Origin of the sequence: Campylobacter sp. 2018MI01, assembly GCF_018501205.1 — a bacterium.
Lineage (GTDB): Bacteria > Campylobacterota > Campylobacteria > Campylobacterales > Campylobacteraceae > Campylobacter_E.
The window spans coordinates 1-19517 of the sequence record NZ_JAHCZE010000032.1; the positions used below are offsets into that span (position 1 = coordinate 1).

Below are 19517 nucleotides of genomic sequence, written 5' to 3' on the forward strand. Positions count from 1 at the left end.
ATTTATATATTTAGCTTTAAGGAAAAACTATGCTTGAAATTAAAAATTTTTCATTCTCATATCAAGACAAAATAATTTTTAGTAATTTAAATATAAATTTTAATTCATCAAATTTTATAGGTTTAATGGGTAAAAATGGTTGTGGTAAAAGCACTTTAATTAAATGTATAATTAATTTGCTTTCGTATAAAGGCGAAATTAGTTTTAAAAATAAAAATCTAAAACTATTAAATCATAAAGATTTAAGTAATTTAATCTCTTATGTTCCACAAAAATCAAATCAATTTATGCCCATTAGCGTGAGTGATTTTATAATGATGGGCTTATTTAGTAAAAACAATTCATTTTATATACAAAATGATTACAAAAAACTTGATGAAATAATGGAATTTTTAAATATACAAAACTATAAAAATAATCTTACTAATAATTTAAGTGGTGGAGAATTTGCAAAAGTAATGTTAGCAAGAGCTTTAATAAAAAAACCAAAAATTTTATTATTAGATGAAATTTGTGCTCCACTTGATATTAATTACTCTATATTTTTAATGCAATTATTAAAAGACTTAGCAAAGGATGGTTTGCTTATATTAATGGTAATACATGATTTATTCACAAGTATTAGATTTTGTGATGAGATAGCTTTTGTTAAAGATAAAAATATTTTATTTTACGACAAAACAAGAATAGTTTTTAATAAAGAAAACATTAAAAATATTTTTGAATTTGATTGTGATATTTATGAAAATAAAAATAATTTAAATGTTATATTTTAGGAGAAAAAATGAAAAAAATTTTATTAAGTTTATTAATTTTAGTTAATTTAAATGCAAATAAATTAGTTGTCTTAGAACCTAGTGCTGTAGAAATATTATATGAGCTAGATAGTTTTAATAATATTTTAGCTATAGCTAACACCACCACTTCTACCATTTATCCAGAAGATAAAACAAAACAATTACCAAGCGTAGGAACATACACAAGACCAAACATTGAAAAAATAATAGAATTAAAACCTGATATTGTAATAACAAGTCAACATTCATTAGGATTAGAAAAATTAAAAGAATTTAATATAAAAATTTTAGATTTTAAAGCTAATTCTTTCGAAGAGCTAAAAAACAATATTGCTAAATTAGGAGAAATTACAAACAAAAAAGATAAAGCACAAGAAATCATCAAAGAATTTGAATTAGGAATTAAAGAATTTCACAATCTTGCAAAAGATAAAACAGCTATGTTTATTTTCTCATCAAACCCTATAATGTTATTTTGTGATAACAATTTAGCAAATGATGTTATTAAAGCTTTTGGTATGAAAAATATATGTGATTTAAAAGAACAAACGCCAATAGTAAATAAAGAATATATAATAAGTAAAAATCCTGATTATATTTTTTATTTTAATGACGGAGATTTAAAAATTATAAGCAATTTTTTAAAACATACTAAAGCATTCAAAAACAATAATCTAATAAAAACAAATTCTTCATCACTGCTTAGGGCAAGTCCGAGAATTATTATAAATATGAAAGAATTGTCAAAGGAATTATAATGAGATTTTTTATAATTTCTTTGATAATAAACATTGTCGCACTAACGATACCACTTAGCACTGAAGAAATTATAATTGATAATAAAAAAATTAATATTGAAATAATTGAAACAAAAAAAGAAGATTTTTTAAATAATCAAAAAATCCTTCAAGAAGAGATTTTCAACCAACAAAATAATTTATCAGAGCAAGTTATACAAAAAGAAATAAATATAAAAAATACAAATTTAAAAGCAAATAAAAAAGTAAAAATTAAAAAAGAAGCAAAACAAGATACTAAAAGCACAAGCAATACAGCAAATGAAAACAAAGAAGAAACTAAAGAAAATCTTATTACTAACAATCAGATTAATATGGTTAAAGAATATCCTAAAAATACAAATTCACAATTTTGCAAAAGCAATATAATTTTTAATGAACTTGATAATTCTTATCCTAAAAAAGCAAAAATGTTAAAACTTGAAAGGATAAGTAAAGTTAGCGTTAGATTTAGCATTTCAAACAACGGAATAAATATTTTAAGCATTACTGGAAATGACTTCTTTGCAAATCATACAAAAAAACTAATTTTAGATATGAAATACAAAATACTAGATAAGCAAGCTTTAGGCTGTGTATTTTTAAAAAATATAGAATATAGGATGAATTAATGGTTGTTTTATATCTTAGCAAAAATAATAGCAGTAAAAAAATAGCCTTAGAAATCGCTAAACTTTTAAATATTGATTGCTTTAATTTAGAGCATTATAAAGATATTGATAAGCATAAGTATATTTTCTTAGTATTTTGGTTAGAAAAAGGCAATATCACAAGCAATATGCCAAAAATACAAAATAAGATTTTAGGCATAATTTTTACTTGTGGAGCAGATAAAAACAGCGAGTATATAAAAAATAAAAAAGAAATGTTTTTTAATATTTTTAATGAAAATAATCAAGTGCTAGGCATACAAGCAGTAAATGGAGCTATTAGTGATGAATATATAAATAATGCAAAAAAATTAGCTAAAGAAAACCCTAATTATATTATTACAAAAGAAAAGGAGAAATTATGGAAAAATAGCAAAAAACATCCCGATGAAAACGATTTAAAAATAACAAAAAACTTTACAATTTATATTAAGGAAAAAATCATGAAATTACAACAAGCAAAAGAACATATGAATAAAGACCATAAAGATTCTTTATTTAGACTAGTAAAGCATCATACAAATAAAGATGCTCAAAATGTGGAGTTAATAGATATAACTTATAGCGGAATGGATATTTTGTATGATGGAGAAATTTTACATTTAGATTATAAAACTAAGGCTAGTGAAGATACACTTCATTATAGTGTAATAGAACTAGTTAGTGAAACAAAAATAAATTCTAATAATTTAGATGAAGAAATAAAAAATTTTAAACATTCTTTTAAAAGTGTAAATATTGCTAGTGTTAGCAAAAATAATCAAGTTATTTGCTCTTATGCTCCAATAATTTTTAAAAATGATGAAATGTTTATTTTCATAAGCGAAGTTGCTGAACATTTTTCAAGTATTAAAAACAACTCTAACAATATAGAAATAATGTTTTTAGAAGACGAGAGTAAAGCTAAAACAATATTTGCAAGAAAAAGGCTCAAATATCAAGTAAATGCAAAAATAGTTGATGATAGAAGAGAAGAATTATTTGAAGTTTTAAAAGAAAAATATGGAAATGAGGTAAATATTTTTAGCAAAATGCTAGATTTTCATTTTATACAATTAAGTATAAAATCAGGTAGATTTGTAAAAGGCTTTGGTGCTGCTTTTGATATAGATTCTAATAATAAAGCTGCTGAAGTTAGATTAAATATGCCGCATAAATTACATAATAATGCAAATTGAAATTCTATGTTTGATTATTTTTTATAATCAAACATAATTTAAGTTATATTTAATTTATATAAATTATCATCACGACTTGCTTATGCAAAATTATTTTTTTAAGGAGACGTCATGGCTAGACACATTACGGGGGGGGGGGGTATTTAAGCTCTCATTAGTTGCGAGTGCATTAATTCTTAGCACTAGCTTAAACGCTTTAGAGTTAAACAAAGCTACTCACGCAGAAGCTGAGAAAGACTACTACAAAATTACAAGTGATATTGCTGAAAATATTACTATTAAAAACTACGGAAAAGCAACTTTTCAAGAAGATATAGGTCTTAAAACAATTACAGGTGATATTGTAAATAATGGAGCATTTTTATTAGACCATGAAGGTGGTGGTGTTCATAAAGAACACATTTTAAAAGGTAGTTTTACAAATAATAAAAGCCTAGTTGATTTTAATCGTGCTTTAATTGACCCAGAATTTACAGAAGAGAAAGTAGGTTTTTTTAAAAAACTTTTAAATACCAATAAAAACTACAAAATCAATGGTTTGATTGATGGAATTCAAATAGATCTTGCAGAAGGTAAAAAAATTACAAACAATAGTGGTTTGCATGTATCAAATATAGAAATTAAATCTGTAGGAACTACAATTGAGAATAATGATTTATTTGTTTTAGATGAAGGTGCTATTGAAAGTAGCAGTGGTGTAGCTATTAGTGGCAATGGAGATGTAATTTTACTTGAAGCTGATGTAAATGGTAGCGTAAGTGCTAAAGATTTATATGTAATGGGAACACCAGTTGGAAATGATAAACCATACATAGCAAGAGAGCCTAGTATCCAACATGGCGAACAAACAAGTGATTTATATGGTGGAGATATAACAAGCTCTAATTTAGCTAAATTTGAAACAGCTGTAATCGGTGGTAAAGTTACAGCAAATACTAAAGCAAGTGCAAATAATTCATTCTATGGCTTTAACACAACTTTTCAAGGTGCTATTGATAATCAAAACGGCAAAGCTAGATTTATCCTTTCGGACATTCAAAATGGAGTTAAGAGTAAAGGCGATATAGAAATTTATGGAACAAAAATAAAGGGTAATGTAGAAACTGATGGAAAATTCATAAGTGGAGCTCATCAAAAAGAATTAGCGAATAAGCATTTCTCAACTCTTTTAAATAGCGAAAAAATAGCAAGTGCTGAAGATATGAAGAGACTTGATGAGATAATGAATAATGAAGAAAAGTTCTTACCACTGATTAAAGCAGCAACTTCAAATTCTCATGATATTGATAGCACTACATTTTATAAAGATGCTTTAAAATATGTAGATAGTGAAGAGATGGAAACTGGAGATTTGATAGCTAATGGTGGTATTGATACAACTGGTTTTGAAATGAGTGGAGATGGGGTTGTAAAAGTTACTAAAGGCGATATAAATACTATTGTTAGTAGTTTTGAAAATACAGGTGGTGTTTATATTACAGAAGGTAATTTAAATGCTAATAACTCAATTTTTAAAAGTGATGTAAATATTGCTAAGGGCGATTTAAAAGCTTTAGGAAATTTATTAGAAGAAAAAAGAGATGAAAGTGGCGAAAGAGTAAAAGATAAAAACGGCAATCAAGAGTATAATCCTGCATTTTCTTATATTGACAATGATGATGCAATTAATACAATGTCAAGATTTGCAAATATCAATGTAAATGATGGAAATATAAGCCTAACAAATACTTATGCAGAAAATATCATAGCAAACGATAAAGCTACAAGTTCTAAAACAATTACTCTTAAAAATGCAGTTATAAATAAGCTTACACACGGAACAAATCTAAAAGACGCAGAGTTTAATGCAAATGCTAATAAAGCTTTATTTAGAGAAAGCGTTACAAACTACGGCTCAATCAATGCTGTTAGTTCATCATTTGATAAAGATGTTAAGGCTAGAAATCTAAGCTTAAGTGGTATCGTTGAAGATGTAGAAAGACTAGATAAAGAAGCTAGAGAGTATCACGGAGAGATTAGCTATGACGCTAATATCGCAGCTTCAAATAATCTAAGCTTAACAGGTATAGAGAGTGCTTATAAATTAGATAAGAGTGCTAATACAACTCTTTTACAAGCAAAAGATATAAATATCAATAGTTCAGCTATCAAAGCTCAAGTTATAGGTAATGCTGATATTAGCGATGATTTAACTACTGGTGTATTGGCAAATCAAGTTAGTGCTGCGAATTTTTATAAAGACCCTATCTCAAAAGGTTCAAGCATTAATTTAAATAAGGCTATTGTATTTGGCGATATGAAAGCTGATAAATTAAATGTGAATAATTCTAAGATTACAGGTAGAATTTTAGCAAATGATTTAAATGCAAGTAATAATACATTTATTATGGGTGGCACAAACAATACATTCTTAGGCACAATGATTGCAAGAAATAGCACAAGTGGTAAGGCAAATGAAATAGGATTACTTGGTTTAAATGTAAATAATGGCAAAGCTGATGCAAGTAATTTAGCAAATCTTCCATTAGCTTTATTAAAGATTGGAAATGGAAATGCAACAGCAGAAGACTTCGTTACAAAAATCGGAGTTTATGATGGTCTAAGTGTATATTCATTAGATAAGAAAAATATCTTAAGCGGGACATTAAAGCAAGGAGATGAGGATTATATTTATTATTCAGTTGTAGCAAATCCTATTAATGCGGCTGCAAGTAGGGCTGATGCTAGTAAGACAAGTGATAATTTTAGTGCTGATAGCAAAAGTGGTGCTGATAAGAGTATCTTAGATAATGCAAGCTCAAGTGTAGGTGCAATTGCTCAGAAAGCAAATGAAGTTGCAAAAGGAACTGCAAGTGATGAGGTAATGGCAAATGCTAATAAAGTTGCAAATGATACAAGCAAGATTGTAGCAAGTGAAACTAGCCTTGATAAAGCAATTGAAGAAGCGCAAACAGATATTAAAAACGCAGCAATTGAAGAAGCTATTAAAGTAGGGTCTAACATTAATGGTAATGAGATTGAACTTACTTTAAAAGGTGCTAATACTAAGGCTTTAACAGATGCAAAAAATATGCTAAATCAGACTTATTATTCTTATGTTAGTGAATGGAATAATCTAAACAAAAGAATGGGCGAACTAAGAAATAATGATGGCAAAAATGCTGGAATTTGGATTAGAAGTTTTGGTGGTGAAGGCAAGATTGATAGTGCTAAAATAAAATACTATGAAGTGCAATTTGGTGCAGATAAGCAAACTAGCACAAATTATGGAGAATTATATTCAGGTGTAATGGCAAATATAGGTCAAAGCACAAGTAATTCAAGTAATTCTAAGGTGAAAAATCACGGCATTGGTGCTTATGTTAGCTTAGTTGGTAATGATGGCTTATTTATTGACGCTACAGCTAGATACACCAATCATAAATCAACATTTAAAGATAATGTTTGGTTAGGCGATTTAAAAGATAGCGGAAGTGGATTTTTAGGTAGCGTTGAGGCTGGATATAGAATGGGAAGTGATTTTTATCTTGAGCCTAGTGCTGAATTAATCCTTGGCTATGTTCCTATGGCTAATTTAAAGGGTAATGATAAAGTTACTTTAAAAAGTGAAGGTAAATTTATGGGAGCAGCAAAAGTTGCTTTAAGTGCTGGTGCGAATATTAATGATACTTTTGGTTTAAGAGCTAGTGTTGGCGGGGCATTTGATTTAAATAATACTCCTACTATAACTCTAAGCGATGGCACAACTACAAGAGTTGAAAAAGGCTTTAAAGATAGTCGTGGATTTGCAAGTGTAGGAGCTAATTTTAACTTAGGTAAAAATACTAAGTTTAGCTTAGATGCTGAAAAATCATTTAGTGGAAAATATAATACAAACTACAATATAAACGGAACTTTAAGATATTCGTTTTAAAAAATAGCCCTAGAAATAGGGCTTATTTTGATAATTTATTTTCTATATATTCATCTACACTTTTTTTGAATTTTATTGGTTCACCAATAAAAGGAACAGGTGCAGAAGAACCAGCACCATTTATAAATATTGTGCCAAAATTAAAAATCCTACCAAGAATTCCTTGACCAACTCTGATACTTTCTATTTTTTCTAATCTTAGCTCTATTGTATCTCTTCTAATAAAGCCAAATTTAGCTATAACTTTTCTATTTGTTAAAGCAAGTTCTGTTGTTGTAATGATAACGAACATACGAAGTAAAAGAAAGATGATAAATATAGCAATAAAAGGATGAATAGCAATACTTAAAATTGCTAAAATTAAAATAGCAAATAAATCACCTATAAAAGCAAAAATACTAACTTTGGCTTTTAAAACAACGCTTTCATCTGCACCTAAAACTTGTTCTACATAAGACATAAAAACTCCTTTTAAAAAATTAAAAAAAGTATTATACCCCCCCCCATTTTTAATTCTAGCTTAAATGATAAATATATTTTGCGTTTAAATTTATAAAGAATTAGAATTAATGATATTAATATTTTTAAAAGTTTTATAATAACTTGAATTTGGGTTTTTATAAGTATATTTTATTGTTGCTTTTAGTAATGTGTTTTTAAAATATTTGTAGTTATTATTGAGTTAGAAAATATTCATACAAAAATTAATTTGATTTATTAAAAAACTTGGGAAAATTGATTTATCTTAAGTGAAATTAAATGGCGCGGCGGACGGGGCTCGAACCCGCGACCTCCGGCGTGACAGGCCGATATTCTAACCAGCTGAACTACCGCCGCAACCGAATTTAATGAATGGTGGTCGCTATAAGACTCGAACTTATGACATCCACCTTGTAAGGGTGGCGCTCTACCAACTGAGCTAAGCGACCATGGCGACCCTTGAAAGATTTGAACTTTCGTTTCCAAACGGAGAGAATGGCGTCCTGAGCCACTAGACGAAAGGGTCTCAAACCTGGATCAAAAAAAATGGTGTCCTGTGTTGGATTCGAACCAACGGCCCCCTCATTAAAAGTGAGATGCTCTACCTGCTGAGCTAACAAGACTTAAAATAAAAATAAGTTTGGATTATACATTTTAAAACTTAAATTAAAATTAATATTAAAATAATTTATAATATTTATATTAAATCTCTTGAAAATAAAGAAGATTTGAATAATAAAGTTCATAAAAATATTGCAAAAATTTTAATTAATAAGTTAAATAAATATACTTTCAAGATTTTATAACAAAAATATACTTAATTAAATTCTTTTATAAATAGTAATATGATTTGAAATTTATAAATTCTTATAATCAATTCCATCAAAATAAGCTAAAGCACTACCCCAAGTAAATCCGCCGCCAAATGCGTCTAAAAGCATTAATTTGCCATTTGTTAAACGACCTTGTTCGTAAGCTTCATTGATAGCTATTGGAATTGACGCAGCTGAAGTATTACCAAATTTATCAACACATACAACACACTGCTCATCGCTTAAGCCAAGTTTTTCTTGAACATAAGAGATAATTCTAAGATTTGCTTGATGTGGTATAAATAAATCTATATCACTTGTTTTAAGTTTGTTTTTATCTAATAAATACGACACATCATCTGATAATGTTTTAACAGCTACCTTAAATACTTCATTGCCTTTCATTTCAAGTTTAATAGGCTCTAATTGTTTTGTTTGATTTGAACGCTTAGTGCATAATAAATCTTTAAATTCTCCATCGCTTCCTGTATGAATATCTATAATTCCTTTACCTTCACTTGCACTTACAACGCAAGCTCCAGCGCCATCTCCAAATAAAACACAAGTAGTTCTATCTGTATAATCAAGAACAGAAGATATTTTTTCAGCTCCTATTATTAATACATTTTTTTTAGCACCACTTTCAACCATAGAACGAGCAAGCTCAAGCATATAAATAAATCCCGAACAAGCAGCACTTATATCAAATGCACTTACACCTTTTAATCCAAGTTTATTTGCTACAACTACTGCAGTTGATGGCATAGTAAAATAATCAGGACTTAATGTAGCTACTATTATTAAATCTATATCATTAGTTTGAATTTTAGCTCTTTGTATAGCTTTTATAGCTGCTTTATATGCTAAATCGCTAGTATTTTCAGTTTCACTAGCAATATATCTTTGCTTAATTCCTGTTCTTTTTAATATCCATTCATCACTTGTATCTAAAAAACTTTCAAAATCTTTATTTGTTAGTGTTTTTTCTGGTAAATACGAAGCAATACTTTTAATGCAAGCTTTTAATTTCATCTTCAATCACTTTGTTTACATTTGAATTAGCAAATTTTAAAGCTTGAAAAATTGCATTTTTTATAGCTTCTTCATTGCTTTTTCCGTGGCTAATGATAGCACATCCATCAATTCCTAATAATGGAGCTCCACCATATTGGTCGTAGTCTAAATGCTGTTTTAAAGCATTAAATGCACCTTTGCTAAGCATATAACCAAGTTTTGACAATGATGATTTTTTAATCTCATTTTTTAACAACTTAGCAAAAATGCCTACAGCACCTTCTGCAGTTTTTAATAATATATTTCCAGTAAATCCATCGCAAACTACTACATCACATTCTCCGGCAAATATATGTCCGCCTTCAACATTGCCTATAAAATTGCTTAAATGTTCTCTTAATAATTTATGTGTGTCTTTTGTAAGTTTGTTTCCTTTGCAATCTTCTTCTCCGTTTGAAAGTAGTGCAATTTTAGGATTTTTTATATTCATTACTTCTTTTGCATAAGCTTCGCCCATTATTGCAAATTGTAATAAATTTTCTTCTTCGCAATCAACATTAGCACCTACATCTAATACCAAAACCCTGCCGTTAAAAGTAGGCATTAAAGTTGCGATAGCAGGTCTTAAAACACCTTTTACTCTACCTATTCTAAGGGTTGCAAGGCTCATTGTAGCACCACTATGCCCAGCCGAAACAACTGCATTTGCTTCGTGGTTTCTTACTAATTCAACTGCTTTATAAATACTGCTGTCTTTGCGTTTTAAAACATCTGTAGAATTTTCATCCATATCAAAAACATCGGTAGTATGAACAAATTCAACTCTATTTGATAATTCTGATGGAATTTGACTTTTTATTTTTTCTTCATCTCCAACTAGAATAACGCTAAAATTATCTTTTTCTTTTAACGCTTTTATAACTCCACTAATTATTGGGGTGAAAGAAAAATCTCCACCCATAGCATCAACAGCAACTTTTATCATAGGTATTAATATTCGCCAGTTGTTGGATTAATTCTATGAGGTAATTTCCAACTACCATCTTTATCTTTAATCGGTCTTACTAGCTCAATTTTGTAATGAGTGCGTCTTTTTGCTGCTCTTGTTTTACTAACTCTTCTCTTTGGAACTGCCATGTTATTCTCCTTATTTACATTTTTGACAATAAAAATAATCGCTTAAATATAAAGCTAATTCGCTTTTTAATACTTCAATTAAGTCTATTTCACCATCATAAAATTCCATAGTGTCGCTTAATTCGTTTTCTTCATCTTTAAATACACCATCGCTCAAATCTAAATTAATTTTTTCATTAATTTCAATCTCAATTTCAGCAGCACAACTATCACAATAATGAATTACATTGCCTACTAAAATTGCGTCTAGTGTAACTATTTTATTATCTTTTCTCTTTAAAAAGCCTTCTAATATTAAATTATCAAAATCTAACTTAAAAGGGTATTTTACCGAATTAATTTTACTAAAAGCAATTTTCATTTTAATTTATTTCAAGTTTATTAAAGAAAAACTCTATTTCTATTTTAGCATTTTCTAAACTATCACTACCATGCACTGCGTTTGCGTCAATACTTTCAGCAAAATCAGCTCTTATTGTTCCCTTAGCTGCTTCTTTTGGATTAGTTGCTCCCATTAATTCACGATTTTTAGCAACTGCATTTTCGCCTTCTAAAACAGATACTACAACAGGACCACTAGTCATAAATTCAACTAAATCTTTATAAAATGGTCTTTCTTTATGAACTGCGTAAAATTCTCCTGCTTGTTCTTTTGTTAAATAAAGCTTTTTAATAGCTGCAATTCTTAAGCCATTTGCTTCAAAACGACTTAAAATTTGACCTATAACACCTTTCTTAACAGCGTCAGGTTTAATGATTGATAAAGTTCTTTGCATTAAATCTCCTTAAAATAAAAGCTCATATTATACAAAAATAAATTAATTTAAGCTTTAAAAATTAAGTTCTTTTAATAAAGTTTTTGCATCAACTAATCCTATTATTTGTTTTAGCACTTCGCCTTTATCGTTTAAAACAAGTAAAACTGGTGGTCCAAAAACCTTATAAGTCTCTGCCATTTCTTGTTCAAATTGGTTTGGGTTAGTTAAATCTATTTTGATTAAATTGTAATTTTTCAACTCATTTATAACTTCTTTATCTTTAAAAGTAGTATTTTGCATAACTTTGCAGTTCTCACACCAGCTAGCTGTAAAATACACAATATTTTTTGAACTTAGATTTAATTTTTCTTTTGCTTGTGTGAATTCTAAATTCTGTTGAGAAATATTATTACTTGGATTAAAAGTTTTGTTTAATAATATAAAACTATAAGCTAATATTAAAACTAAAATAATTTTAAAAAATAAAAAGAATTTATTTTTAGTATTTTCAAATAAGCCAAAAAATACTACAAAACTAATACCAAGTAAGGCATATAAAATATTTGTAATATTCTCATTTATTATTCTTTCTAAGAAAAATATTGCTATTCCTAATAAAATAAATCCAAAAAATTTATTAACATATTGCATCCAAGAACCAGTTATAAATTTAAAACCAAAACCAATTGCTATTAGTGGAATTCCCATACCTATACTCATAAAAAATAATGAAAAAGCTCCAAGCAATACATCATTGCTATTTGCTACATAAATTAAAATTCCAGCAAGTGGTGCAGCTACACAAGGTCCTACTATTAAAGCACTTAAGACCCCCATTAAAAATACTCCGATAATTCCACTATATTTTGAGCTTTTTTTATTTACGCTATTTACAATAAAGTTAGGCATTTTTAGTTCAAATAAGCCAAACATTGATAATGATAAAATTACAAAAATTAAAGAAAATAGAATGATTACAATTGGATTTTGAAAAAATACTTGAACTCCACTTCCTACTAAAGCTGCTATTATTCCTGCTATTGTATAGCTAATAGCCATTCCTAATACATAAATAATGCTTGAAATTATTGGATTTTTACCACTACTTTTTGCCAAAATACTAGATATTATAGGTATCATTGGTAGGGTGCAAGGTGTTAAAGATAATAATATTCCTGATACAAAAAAAGTTAAAATATTTATTAAAAATGAAGAATTTAAAAGCTTGCTTTCATATTCGTTTTGTGTAGATTGTTTTTCTTTTTTTAGTTTTAAAGCTTCTTTGTTATCGTATTCTAAAACCAATTTATCATTTTGATAATTAAAAGACGCTACAAGTGGTTGATAACATAATCCTTCAGTAGAACAACCTAAATAAAAAATTTTAATATTGTCATTATTTTTTAATGTAAAATTTGGGAAATCAAATTCTAAAGTATTGTAAAAGACTTCAACATTATCCTTTAATACCGCATTGCTTAAGTCAAATTTATTTGTGATATTTTGGTTGTTTAATAAGACTTTTATTTCGTTTTTATATAAATAAATATCAGGATTTAGATTAAGTTTTATAAAATTTACTTGAGAATTATTTTCAAGTTGGAATTTAAATGCTTCATTTGGCGGTAGTGGATTTGCAATTGCTAATACGCAAAATATTAAAATATTTATAATAAATTTCATTGTTTTTTCCTTGTTTTTTTATATTGTATAAGAGTAAAACATATGATTGTAAAAATAATAAATAATGTGCTAAAAATAATTAGTATTTTTTCTTTATCGTTATAACTTGCCTTTATTTTTTTAAAGTTTTTAATTTTATCTAAATCAATAGTGCAACCATAATATACATTTAAATTTTTATCTTTTTTGATATAAGTTATTATATGTCTTATTGAGTAGTTAGTCCAAAAAATATTAGCTTTTGTATATCCTTCATCTTTTATTTTTGCTAGCAGTTCTTTTATATAAAATTTATTATTTGTGTCTTTTTCTAAAAAAATATTTTGATGCTCATAGTCCTTAGAATAATGAGCTATATAAAATCCTAACTCATTAAAAGCATAGGCTTTTTCTTGATAATTATCAAAATTAATCGTATTAATTTCTTTTTTGATTAGATTAATTTTTTCTTTATAATTTAAAGAATTTGGAAGATTTTTTGCATAATTATCTATTTTATCTACTATTGCTTTTGCTTGTTTTGCGATGATATTTTTAGTGCCTTCATTGTCTTTTAGCTGATAGTTTTTATCAAGTGTAATATAAATATCTATGCTATTTAATATTACGCTAATACAGGCTAATAATGAAAATAATATAATAGTTTTTTTACCCATCAATACTTACCCTATTTAAAATTGCACTACTTAAAGAGTGAATATCAATATCTTGAATTTTAATACCATTTGGAACGCCTTGAGCGATTTTGCTTACTTTTACATTGTAGTGTTTAAAATAATCTTCTAAATAAAAGCACACCGTATCCGTGCTAACGCTTGGTGTGTAGGCTAAAACCAGTTCTATTGTATTGTATTTGCAAATCATTTTTTCTAATTTTTTTAAATAGTATTCATTGGTTTTTGAAAGTATAAAATATCTACCTTCATATACTTTACATTCATCTATAAAAAATACATCTTTTGGGCTTTCTACTAAGCAAATTGTATTATCTAATTCATCATTTATGCAATAATCACAAAGTTCATTTTCACTTAAGCAACCACAAATAGAACATTCTTTTATATTTTTTTTAGCATTTTCTAAAGAATTCATTAGTTCTTCTAATAAATTTTTATTTTCATAACACAAATAATAAGCCATTTTTAAAGAAGTTTTTTTGCCAATTCCTTGAATTTTTCCTATGCTTTTGCATAAATTATCAAAATGTATCACAATATAATCCTAAAGTTATGATAGCCATCATCGTAAAAATATTTAAGCTCAAATCCTTGAGTATCACAAATATATTTTATTAAATAAAGTCCTAATCCAAATCCACTTTGCTCTGCATTACCCCTTGCAAATGGTTTAAAATACTCTTCTGTATTAAAGTCTTTTTCTTCTCCTATGTTTTTTACATTAATATAGTCTTTTTGAAATTCAATTATACACTTATGGTTGCTTGAGTATTTAATAGCATTATCTAATAGATTTTTAATTAATATTATAAATAAAGCTCCATCTACTATTATTGTTCTATCTTCGTTCATTTTTACATCAATAATTTGTAAATTATCTAAATATAAAGCACTGATTGATTGCTCTAATAAATATGAATACGAATATTCTTTTAAGACTACTTCATGGTTTTTAGATAGTATTTCTTCTACTTGCTTAAATTCATTTACTAAAGCATTCATACCTTTGAATACACTTATTAAGATTTTTTTATTTTTTTCGCTTTCTGGCATAGTTGCTGCAAACATTCCTTTAGCAATAGGTGTTTTTAACTCGTGCATAATTGCTCTTAAAAAAAATCTTCTTGCCAATACCAATTCATTATTTTTTTTAGTAGCTTTATTAAATTCTTTAGTTAATAATCCTATTTCATCATTTTTATAATAAGAAAAATTGCTATTTTTTCCGTTTGATAAATCCCTAATATGTCTTGTAAGACCCTTTAATGGTTGAATTAAATTATAACAATATATTAAAGAAGCGAAAAACATCATAATAATTAATGATATTAATAATTTAATTAAACCATCATTTATATTATTATTGTGGGTGTTTTCATAAACTTTTAATGAATTATTTTTTTGATTTATGAGTTTTAAATAATATTTGTCTTTATAAACAATTCCTTGAATTAGTCCAAAATTAGTTTTATGGTCTATTGGCTTATCATTGCTTGTGCAAAGCTCACGCATAAAACGCTTGTCTGTGATTTCTTGAAAATCAATATCTTGTAAGTATTTATCAATTTCTACACCAGCACCACTAGCATACAATTTATTAATAGCTAATATTGCAAAATAAAGCCTACTTATACTTTCAGCTCTTAAAGCCTTATTGGAGTATTGAGTTATTTGTATAATAGCTGTAATAGTAAGTATAATGCTAATAGCAAAAACTGCTATTAGCTTACTAAGAATAGAGTGTAACAGCATTAGCCAAGAAGCTTATAACCAATACCACGAACAGAGAATATATGTTTAGGGTCTTTTGAACTATCGCCTATCTTACTTCTTAATCTTCCTATAATTACATCTAAGCTTTTGCTATCTTTTTCTCTTAATGACCTACAGCTATTAGCTAGCTCATCTCTTGATACTGAATAGCTATGTCTTTTCACTAGATAACTTAATATATCATATTCAGCTGGTGTTAAGCTTAGTGGTTTTTTATCATAGTAAATTTCATGTTTTTCATGCTCAACTTTGAATAATGTGCTTACTTCTTCTTCAGGTGGTAGTAAGCTTTTTTTGTATCTTCTAACAAGTGATGATACCCTTGCTTGCAATTCAGTTGGCTCATAAGGTTTTGGTAAATAATCATCAGCCCCTAATCCAAGTCCTAAAACCTTATCACTTGTATCCCCTCTAGCACTTGAAATGATAATAGGAATATCATACTTCTTGCGAATTTCCTTGCATACTTCTAATCCATCCATTCCAGGTAGAGTTAAGTCTAAAATTAGACAATCATAATTACTAAAGTTAGCAGTTAAACCTTCAGCAGGAGTGCTGTAATTTGTAACTTTTATGTTAAACCTTGCTAAAAACTCTGTAATCAACTCAGCGAATTCCACTTCGTCTTCAATCATAATTACATTAATCATTTTTTCACCTTTATTTATTAAAGTCTTTCCATTCTAACAATAATTAATTTATAAATGATAAATTGCAAAAGGAAAAAGATGCGTGACTTTTATGAAATTCTAGGAGTTAGTAAAAATGCTAGTTCTGAAGAAATTAAAAAAGCTTATAGAAAATTGGCATTGAAATATCATCCTGATAGAAATCAAGGCGATAAAGATGCTGAAGAAAAGTTTAAAGAAATCAATGTAGCTTATGAAACCTTAAGTGATGACACTAAAAGAGCTAGATATGATAGATACGGCGAAGCTGGTCTTAATGGTGGTTCAGGTGCTGGTGGCTTTGGATTTGAAGGATTTTCAAATTTTAGTGATATTTTTAGTGATATTTTTGGTGGCTTTGGCGATAGTGATGATGAAGAAATTGATGAAGATTTATTTATTACTCTTGAATTAGGTTTTAAAGAAGCTATTTTTGGTTGTAAAAAGAAAGTTAATTATTCTTATAAAGCAAATTGTATTAAGTGTGATGGAACAGGCTCGGCAAGTAAAACTACAACTACTTGCTCAAGATGTAATGGCAAGGGCAAAATAGCTATTAGAAAAGGCTTTTTCCAAATGGTTAGCACTTGTGATGTGTGTGGCGGTAAAGGTAAAGTAGTAAAAGATAAATGTTCATCTTGTCAAGGTAGTGGAAAAGAAAATAAAAAAGAAGAATTAGAAGTAACTATTCCTGAAGGAGTTGATAACGGAGTAACTTTAAAATGCTCTAATAAAGGAAATGAGATTAATTCTAATGAGCGTTCTGATTTGTATATAAAACTTCGTGTAGCAAGAGATGATAGGTTTATTAGAAAAGGTGATGATATTTATATAGATGTTCCAATATTATTTACCCAAGCAGCTTTAGGTTCTACCATCATTGTGCCTACTATTAGAGGAGAAGCTAGTATTCAAATTCCATTTGGCTTAAGCGATAAACAACTTGTAAAAATTAGTGGCGAAGGTGTTAAAAACCATCATACAAGAAGAACAGGGGATCAATTTGTCCAACTTAGTATTATGTATCCAAAACATATAAATGCAGAACAAAAAGAATTATTAGAAAAATTAAATGAGAGTTTTGGTATCAAAAATGATGCTAAAGAGCAACAACACGGGATATTTGATACTATTAAATCTTGGTTTAAATAATTTTTATTTTAATTCAAATTCTTTTTAGAATTTGAATTAAAAATATTTTTATTAAAGTGAGCTTAAAATACTTTCATATGCGTTTTGCAAATCTTCTTCGCTTTTTATATTAAAAACTTTTGCATTAAATTTTTTATTAAAAGTTCTTTGTCTTTTTGCTAGTTGTCTTGTGTGAATTGTGATTAAATCTTCTAATTCATCTTTAGATATTTTTTGATTAAAACAATCAATTATTTCTTTAGCTCCAATAGAGTTTAATGCTTTTGTATCGCCATAAATCTTATATAAATTTATAACTTCATCATAAGCATTTAAGCTAAGCATTTGTTTGGTCCTTAGTCTAATTCTTTCGTTTAAAATATCTTTATCCCATAAAATATCGTATATTTTAAGCTCTTTAATAAGCGCTTCTTGAGTATTTGCTTTTAGCCAAAGGCTAGGAATTTCATTTGTACTTTTATAAATGCTATACCATTTATTTAGCCTATAAGTATCATTTGCTGATATGTTTGAGTTTTTATCAATTTTTAGCATTAGATTATAGATTTCATCAAGGCTTAAATTATGATTAATATCATTAATTTTAGGGCTTAATCCATCAAGCATTGCTTTTAGATAAAATCCACTTCCGCCTGTTATGATTAGATTTTTTTCATTATTTTTTGCAAATTCTAAAGCCTTTTTGTACTCATCAAAATAAAGCCCTACATTATAATTTTCATTTACGCTAATTAGATTTATTCCAAAGTATTTAATCTCTTCTAGCATTTGATTATCTGGCTTGGCATTTATAATATTTAATTCTTTATAAAGACATAAACTATCAAGGCTTAAAATTATAGAATTTGAAGCTTTAGCAAGTTTATGAGCTAGGTTTGTTTTGCCACTTGCAGTTGTTCCTATGAGAGCAATTTTTTTCATCTTTATCCTTAAATCTTAATTAAAATATTATAAACTAGATTAAAAACGGAAGAGTTATGAATAAATTAAAAAACATTTTAGAATTAATCGTATTTAAGCATAGTATTTTTGCTTTACCTTTCTTAATTATTTCAATGCTTAGCGCTATAAAATTATATGAATTAAGTTTATCATCAATTTGGCTTAATTTTATCTTAGCTATTTTTTGTGCTGTTTGTGCTAGAAATTACGCAATGGCACTTAATAGATTACTTGATGCTGATATTGATATATTAAACGAAAGGACAAAAAATCGTCCTAGTGTAGATGGTAGAGTAGGGCGTGGGAATTTGCTTTTATTTATAATCGCAAATGCTGTAATTTTCGTGCTTTTAGCGTATTTTATAAATACTACTTGCTTTTATCTTAGCTTTTTTGCCTTAGCTTTACTTGGTTCTTATTCTTTATTTAAGAGATTTTCTTATTTAGCTCATATTATTTTAGGCTTATCTTTAGGATTTGCTTGTGTAGCAGGTGAAATTGTGCTTACAAATTCTATTAGTGCTTATTCTATTGCTTTATGTTTTGCGGTTTGTTTTTGGACTGCTGGGTTTGATTGCTTGTATGCTTTGCAAGATTTAGAATTTGATAAAGCAAATAATTTATTTTCTATACCATCTTGTTTTGGTAAAACGGCTACTTTATTTATAGCTGCGATTTTTCATTTGATTGCATTTTTGTTTTGGTTTGTTTTTTTAGTTAGTGTAAATGCTGGATTTTATGGATTTTTAGGATTGATAATCGTAGGAATTTTATTAATAATAGAGCATTTTATAGTGAGAAAAAATACAGAAAAAATAGAAAGAGCTTTTTTTGATATAAACGCTATTGTTAGCATAGTGTTTTTGATATTTTTTATAATAGATTTAAAGGTTAGCTAATGATTATGTATGAAGCAAGATTTAGAATTGATTATCAAGAATGTGAGGAATTAGAAGATAGATTTTTACAAGAATATAATGCTATTAATTATCATAAATCTTTACAAGATTATAGGCACAGAGCTAGTAAAATGGATATGTATCCTGAAGATAAATTGTTTTTTGAAATGCTTTGTGATATTAAAAA

Annotated in this window: 20 protein-coding genes and 4 tRNA genes; 8 read left to right on the forward strand and 16 right to left on the reverse strand. The window is 27.5% G+C overall.

What is annotated here, in order from left to right:
• Positions 1 to 29: 29 nt before the first annotated feature.
• The 5 genes from KJQ97_RS05950 to KJQ97_RS05970 all read left to right on the forward strand — a co-directional run bounded on the left by KJQ97_RS05950 (position 30) and on the right by KJQ97_RS05970 (position 7335).
• Positions 30 to 776 (forward strand): ABC transporter ATP-binding protein, encoded by a 747-nt coding sequence (locus KJQ97_RS05950; protein ID WP_214120259.1) that lies wholly within the window; start codon positions 30 to 32, stop codon positions 774 to 776.
• 8 nt (positions 777 to 784) lie between these two features.
• Complete coding sequence (locus KJQ97_RS05955) at positions 785 to 1555, forward strand: ABC transporter substrate-binding protein (protein ID WP_214120260.1); 771 nt, start codon at positions 785 to 787, stop codon at positions 1553 to 1555.
• The gene (locus KJQ97_RS05960) at positions 1555 to 2205 is read left to right on the forward strand and encodes a hypothetical protein (protein ID WP_214120261.1); all 651 of its coding nucleotides are present in this window, start codon (positions 1555 to 1557) and stop codon (positions 2203 to 2205) included. The genes KJQ97_RS05955 and KJQ97_RS05960 overlap by 1 nt, the downstream gene beginning before the upstream one ends.
• Positions 2205 to 3422, forward strand: a complete 1218-nt coding sequence (locus KJQ97_RS05965; RefSeq protein WP_214120262.1) for a flavodoxin family protein — start codon at positions 2205 to 2207, stop codon at positions 3420 to 3422. Before KJQ97_RS05960 ends, KJQ97_RS05965 begins: the two co-directional genes overlap by 1 nt.
• An 82-nt stretch (positions 3423 to 3504) precedes the next feature.
• The gene (locus KJQ97_RS05970; protein WP_214120263.1) at positions 3505 to 7335 is read left to right on the forward strand and encodes an autotransporter outer membrane beta-barrel domain-containing protein; all 3831 of its coding nucleotides are present in this window, start codon (positions 3505 to 3507) and stop codon (positions 7333 to 7335) included.
• 22 nt (positions 7336 to 7357) lie between these two features.
• Here KJQ97_RS05970 and KJQ97_RS05975 read toward each other — a convergent pair whose 3' ends face one another.
• The 15 genes from KJQ97_RS05975 to KJQ97_RS06045 form a co-directional block, all read right to left on the reverse strand.
• Positions 7358 to 7795: a PH domain-containing protein gene (locus KJQ97_RS05975; protein ID WP_214120264.1), complete on the reverse strand. Its 438-nt coding sequence runs from the start codon at positions 7793 to 7795 to the stop codon at positions 7358 to 7360.
• Between the two features lie 300 nt (positions 7796 to 8095).
• Positions 8096 to 8172: transfer RNA gene (locus tag KJQ97_RS05980), tRNA-Asp, on the reverse strand.
• Between the two features lie 16 nt (positions 8173 to 8188).
• Positions 8189 to 8264: transfer RNA gene (locus KJQ97_RS05985), tRNA-Val, on the reverse strand.
• A 1-nt stretch (position 8265) separates the two neighbouring features.
• Positions 8266 to 8341 (reverse strand) — tRNA-Glu (locus KJQ97_RS05990).
• 21 nt (positions 8342 to 8362) lie between these two features.
• Positions 8363 to 8438, reverse strand: a tRNA-Lys gene (locus KJQ97_RS05995).
• Positions 8439 to 8672: 234 nt separating this feature from the next.
• The gene (locus KJQ97_RS06000) at positions 8673 to 9659 is read right to left on the reverse strand and encodes a beta-ketoacyl-ACP synthase III (RefSeq protein WP_214116945.1); all 987 of its coding nucleotides are present in this window, start codon (positions 9657 to 9659) and stop codon (positions 8673 to 8675) included.
• Positions 9637 to 10626: a phosphate acyltransferase PlsX gene (gene plsX, locus KJQ97_RS06005; protein ID WP_214116943.1), complete on the reverse strand. Its 990-nt coding sequence runs from the start codon at positions 10624 to 10626 to the stop codon at positions 9637 to 9639. The genes KJQ97_RS06000 and plsX overlap by 23 nt, the downstream gene beginning before the upstream one ends.
• 5 nt (positions 10627 to 10631) lie before the next feature.
• Complete coding sequence (gene rpmF / locus KJQ97_RS06010) at positions 10632 to 10778, reverse strand: 50S ribosomal protein L32 (RefSeq protein WP_214116941.1); 147 nt, start codon at positions 10776 to 10778, stop codon at positions 10632 to 10634.
• Positions 10779 to 10788: 10 nt separating this feature from the next.
• Positions 10789 to 11139: a hypothetical protein gene (locus KJQ97_RS06015; RefSeq protein WP_214116939.1), complete on the reverse strand. Its 351-nt coding sequence runs from the start codon at positions 11137 to 11139 to the stop codon at positions 10789 to 10791.
• Between the two features lies 1 nt (position 11140).
• On the reverse strand, positions 11141 to 11554 hold the full coding sequence (gene ndk, locus KJQ97_RS06020) for a nucleoside-diphosphate kinase (protein ID WP_214116937.1): 414 nt from the start codon (positions 11552 to 11554) through the stop codon (positions 11141 to 11143).
• 54 nt (positions 11555 to 11608) lie between these two features.
• A complete protein-coding gene (dsbD, locus tag KJQ97_RS06025; protein WP_214120265.1) occupies positions 11609 to 13219 on the reverse strand; it encodes a protein-disulfide reductase DsbD in 1611 nt (536 codons plus the stop codon).
• On the reverse strand, positions 13216 to 13878 hold the full coding sequence (locus KJQ97_RS06030) for a hypothetical protein (RefSeq protein ID WP_214120266.1): 663 nt from the start codon (positions 13876 to 13878) through the stop codon (positions 13216 to 13218). Before KJQ97_RS06030 ends, dsbD begins: the two co-directional genes overlap by 4 nt.
• Positions 13868 to 14431: a recombination protein RecR gene (locus KJQ97_RS06035; protein ID WP_214120267.1), complete on the reverse strand. Its 564-nt coding sequence runs from the start codon at positions 14429 to 14431 to the stop codon at positions 13868 to 13870. The genes KJQ97_RS06030 and KJQ97_RS06035 overlap by 11 nt, the downstream gene beginning before the upstream one ends.
• Positions 14428 to 15648 carry an ArsS family sensor histidine kinase gene (locus KJQ97_RS06040; protein WP_214116929.1) on the reverse strand — a complete coding sequence of 407 codons (1221 nt, stop codon included), beginning with the start codon at positions 15646 to 15648 and terminating at the stop codon, positions 14428 to 14430. The genes KJQ97_RS06035 and KJQ97_RS06040 overlap by 4 nt, the downstream gene beginning before the upstream one ends.
• Positions 15648 to 16319 (reverse strand): response regulator transcription factor, encoded by a 672-nt coding sequence (locus KJQ97_RS06045; RefSeq protein ID WP_214116928.1) that lies wholly within the window; start codon positions 16317 to 16319, stop codon positions 15648 to 15650. Before KJQ97_RS06045 ends, KJQ97_RS06040 begins: the two co-directional genes overlap by 1 nt.
• A gap of 78 nt (positions 16320 to 16397) precedes the next feature.
• Here KJQ97_RS06045 and dnaJ point away from each other — a divergent pair, with 78 nt between their 5' ends.
• Positions 16398 to 17489, forward strand: coding sequence for a molecular chaperone DnaJ (gene dnaJ, locus KJQ97_RS06050; RefSeq protein ID WP_214120268.1), 1092 nt, complete (start codon positions 16398 to 16400; stop codon positions 17487 to 17489).
• Between the two features lie 51 nt (positions 17490 to 17540).
• Here the strand turns inward: dnaJ and miaA are convergent, their stop codons facing one another.
• The gene (gene miaA, locus KJQ97_RS06055) at positions 17541 to 18410 is read right to left on the reverse strand and encodes a tRNA (adenosine(37)-N6)-dimethylallyltransferase MiaA (protein ID WP_214120269.1); all 870 of its coding nucleotides are present in this window, start codon (positions 18408 to 18410) and stop codon (positions 17541 to 17543) included.
• A gap of 56 nt (positions 18411 to 18466) precedes the next feature.
• Here miaA and KJQ97_RS06060 point away from each other — a divergent pair, with 56 nt between their 5' ends.
• Together KJQ97_RS06060 and KJQ97_RS06065 are read left to right on the forward strand one after the other, a co-directional pair.
• On the forward strand, positions 18467 to 19330 hold the full coding sequence (locus KJQ97_RS06060; RefSeq protein WP_214120270.1) for a UbiA-like polyprenyltransferase: 864 nt from the start codon (positions 18467 to 18469) through the stop codon (positions 19328 to 19330).
• Positions 19330 to 19517 (forward strand): hypothetical protein (locus tag KJQ97_RS06065; protein WP_214120271.1); only part of this gene is annotated, 188 nt, incomplete at its 3' end. The genes KJQ97_RS06060 and KJQ97_RS06065, both read left to right, overlap by 1 nt.

What these genes read in the sequence shown, in the direction of transcription:
- KJQ97_RS05950 (WP_214120259.1), top strand. Translation starts at nt 30, where the DNA reads ATGCTTGAAATTAAAAATTTTTCATTCTCATATCAAGACAAAATAATT.
- KJQ97_RS05955 (WP_214120260.1), top strand. Translation starts at nt 785, where the DNA reads ATGAAAAAAATTTTATTAAGTTTATTAATTTTAGTTAATTTAAATGCA.
- KJQ97_RS05960 (WP_214120261.1), top strand. Translation starts at nt 1,555, where the DNA reads ATGAGATTTTTTATAATTTCTTTGATAATAAACATTGTCGCACTAACG.
- KJQ97_RS05965 (WP_214120262.1), top strand. Translation starts at nt 2,205, where the DNA reads ATGGTTGTTTTATATCTTAGCAAAAATAATAGCAGTAAAAAAATAGCC.
- KJQ97_RS05970 (WP_214120263.1), top strand. Translation starts at nt 3,505, where the DNA reads ATGCAAAATTATTTTTTTAAGGAGACGTCATGGCTAGACACATTACGG.
- KJQ97_RS05975 (WP_214120264.1), bottom strand. Translation starts at nt 7,795, where the DNA reads ATGTCTTATGTAGAACAAGTTTTAGGTGCAGATGAAAGCGTTGTTTTA.
- KJQ97_RS06000 (WP_214116945.1), bottom strand. Translation starts at nt 9,659, where the DNA reads ATGAAATTAAAAGCTTGCATTAAAAGTATTGCTTCGTATTTACCAGAA.
- plsX (WP_214116943.1), bottom strand. Translation starts at nt 10,626, where the DNA reads ATGATAAAAGTTGCTGTTGATGCTATGGGTGGAGATTTTTCTTTCACC.
- rpmF (WP_214116941.1), bottom strand. Translation starts at nt 10,778, where the DNA reads ATGGCAGTTCCAAAGAGAAGAGTTAGTAAAACAAGAGCAGCAAAAAGA.
- KJQ97_RS06015 (WP_214116939.1), bottom strand. Translation starts at nt 11,139, where the DNA reads ATGAAAATTGCTTTTAGTAAAATTAATTCGGTAAAATACCCTTTTAAG.
- ndk (WP_214116937.1), bottom strand. Translation starts at nt 11,554, where the DNA reads ATGCAAAGAACTTTATCAATCATTAAACCTGACGCTGTTAAGAAAGGT.
- dsbD (WP_214120265.1), bottom strand. Translation starts at nt 13,219, where the DNA reads ATGAAATTTATTATAAATATTTTAATATTTTGCGTATTAGCAATTGCA.
- KJQ97_RS06040 (WP_214116929.1), bottom strand. Translation starts at nt 15,648, where the DNA reads ATGCTGTTACACTCTATTCTTAGTAAGCTAATAGCAGTTTTTGCTATT.
- KJQ97_RS06045 (WP_214116928.1), bottom strand. Translation starts at nt 16,319, where the DNA reads ATGATTAATGTAATTATGATTGAAGACGAAGTGGAATTCGCTGAGTTG.
- dnaJ (WP_214120268.1), top strand. Translation starts at nt 16,398, where the DNA reads ATGCGTGACTTTTATGAAATTCTAGGAGTTAGTAAAAATGCTAGTTCT.
- miaA (WP_214120269.1), bottom strand. Translation starts at nt 18,410, where the DNA reads ATGAAAAAAATTGCTCTCATAGGAACAACTGCAAGTGGCAAAACAAAC.
- KJQ97_RS06060 (WP_214120270.1), top strand. Translation starts at nt 18,467, where the DNA reads ATGAATAAATTAAAAAACATTTTAGAATTAATCGTATTTAAGCATAGT.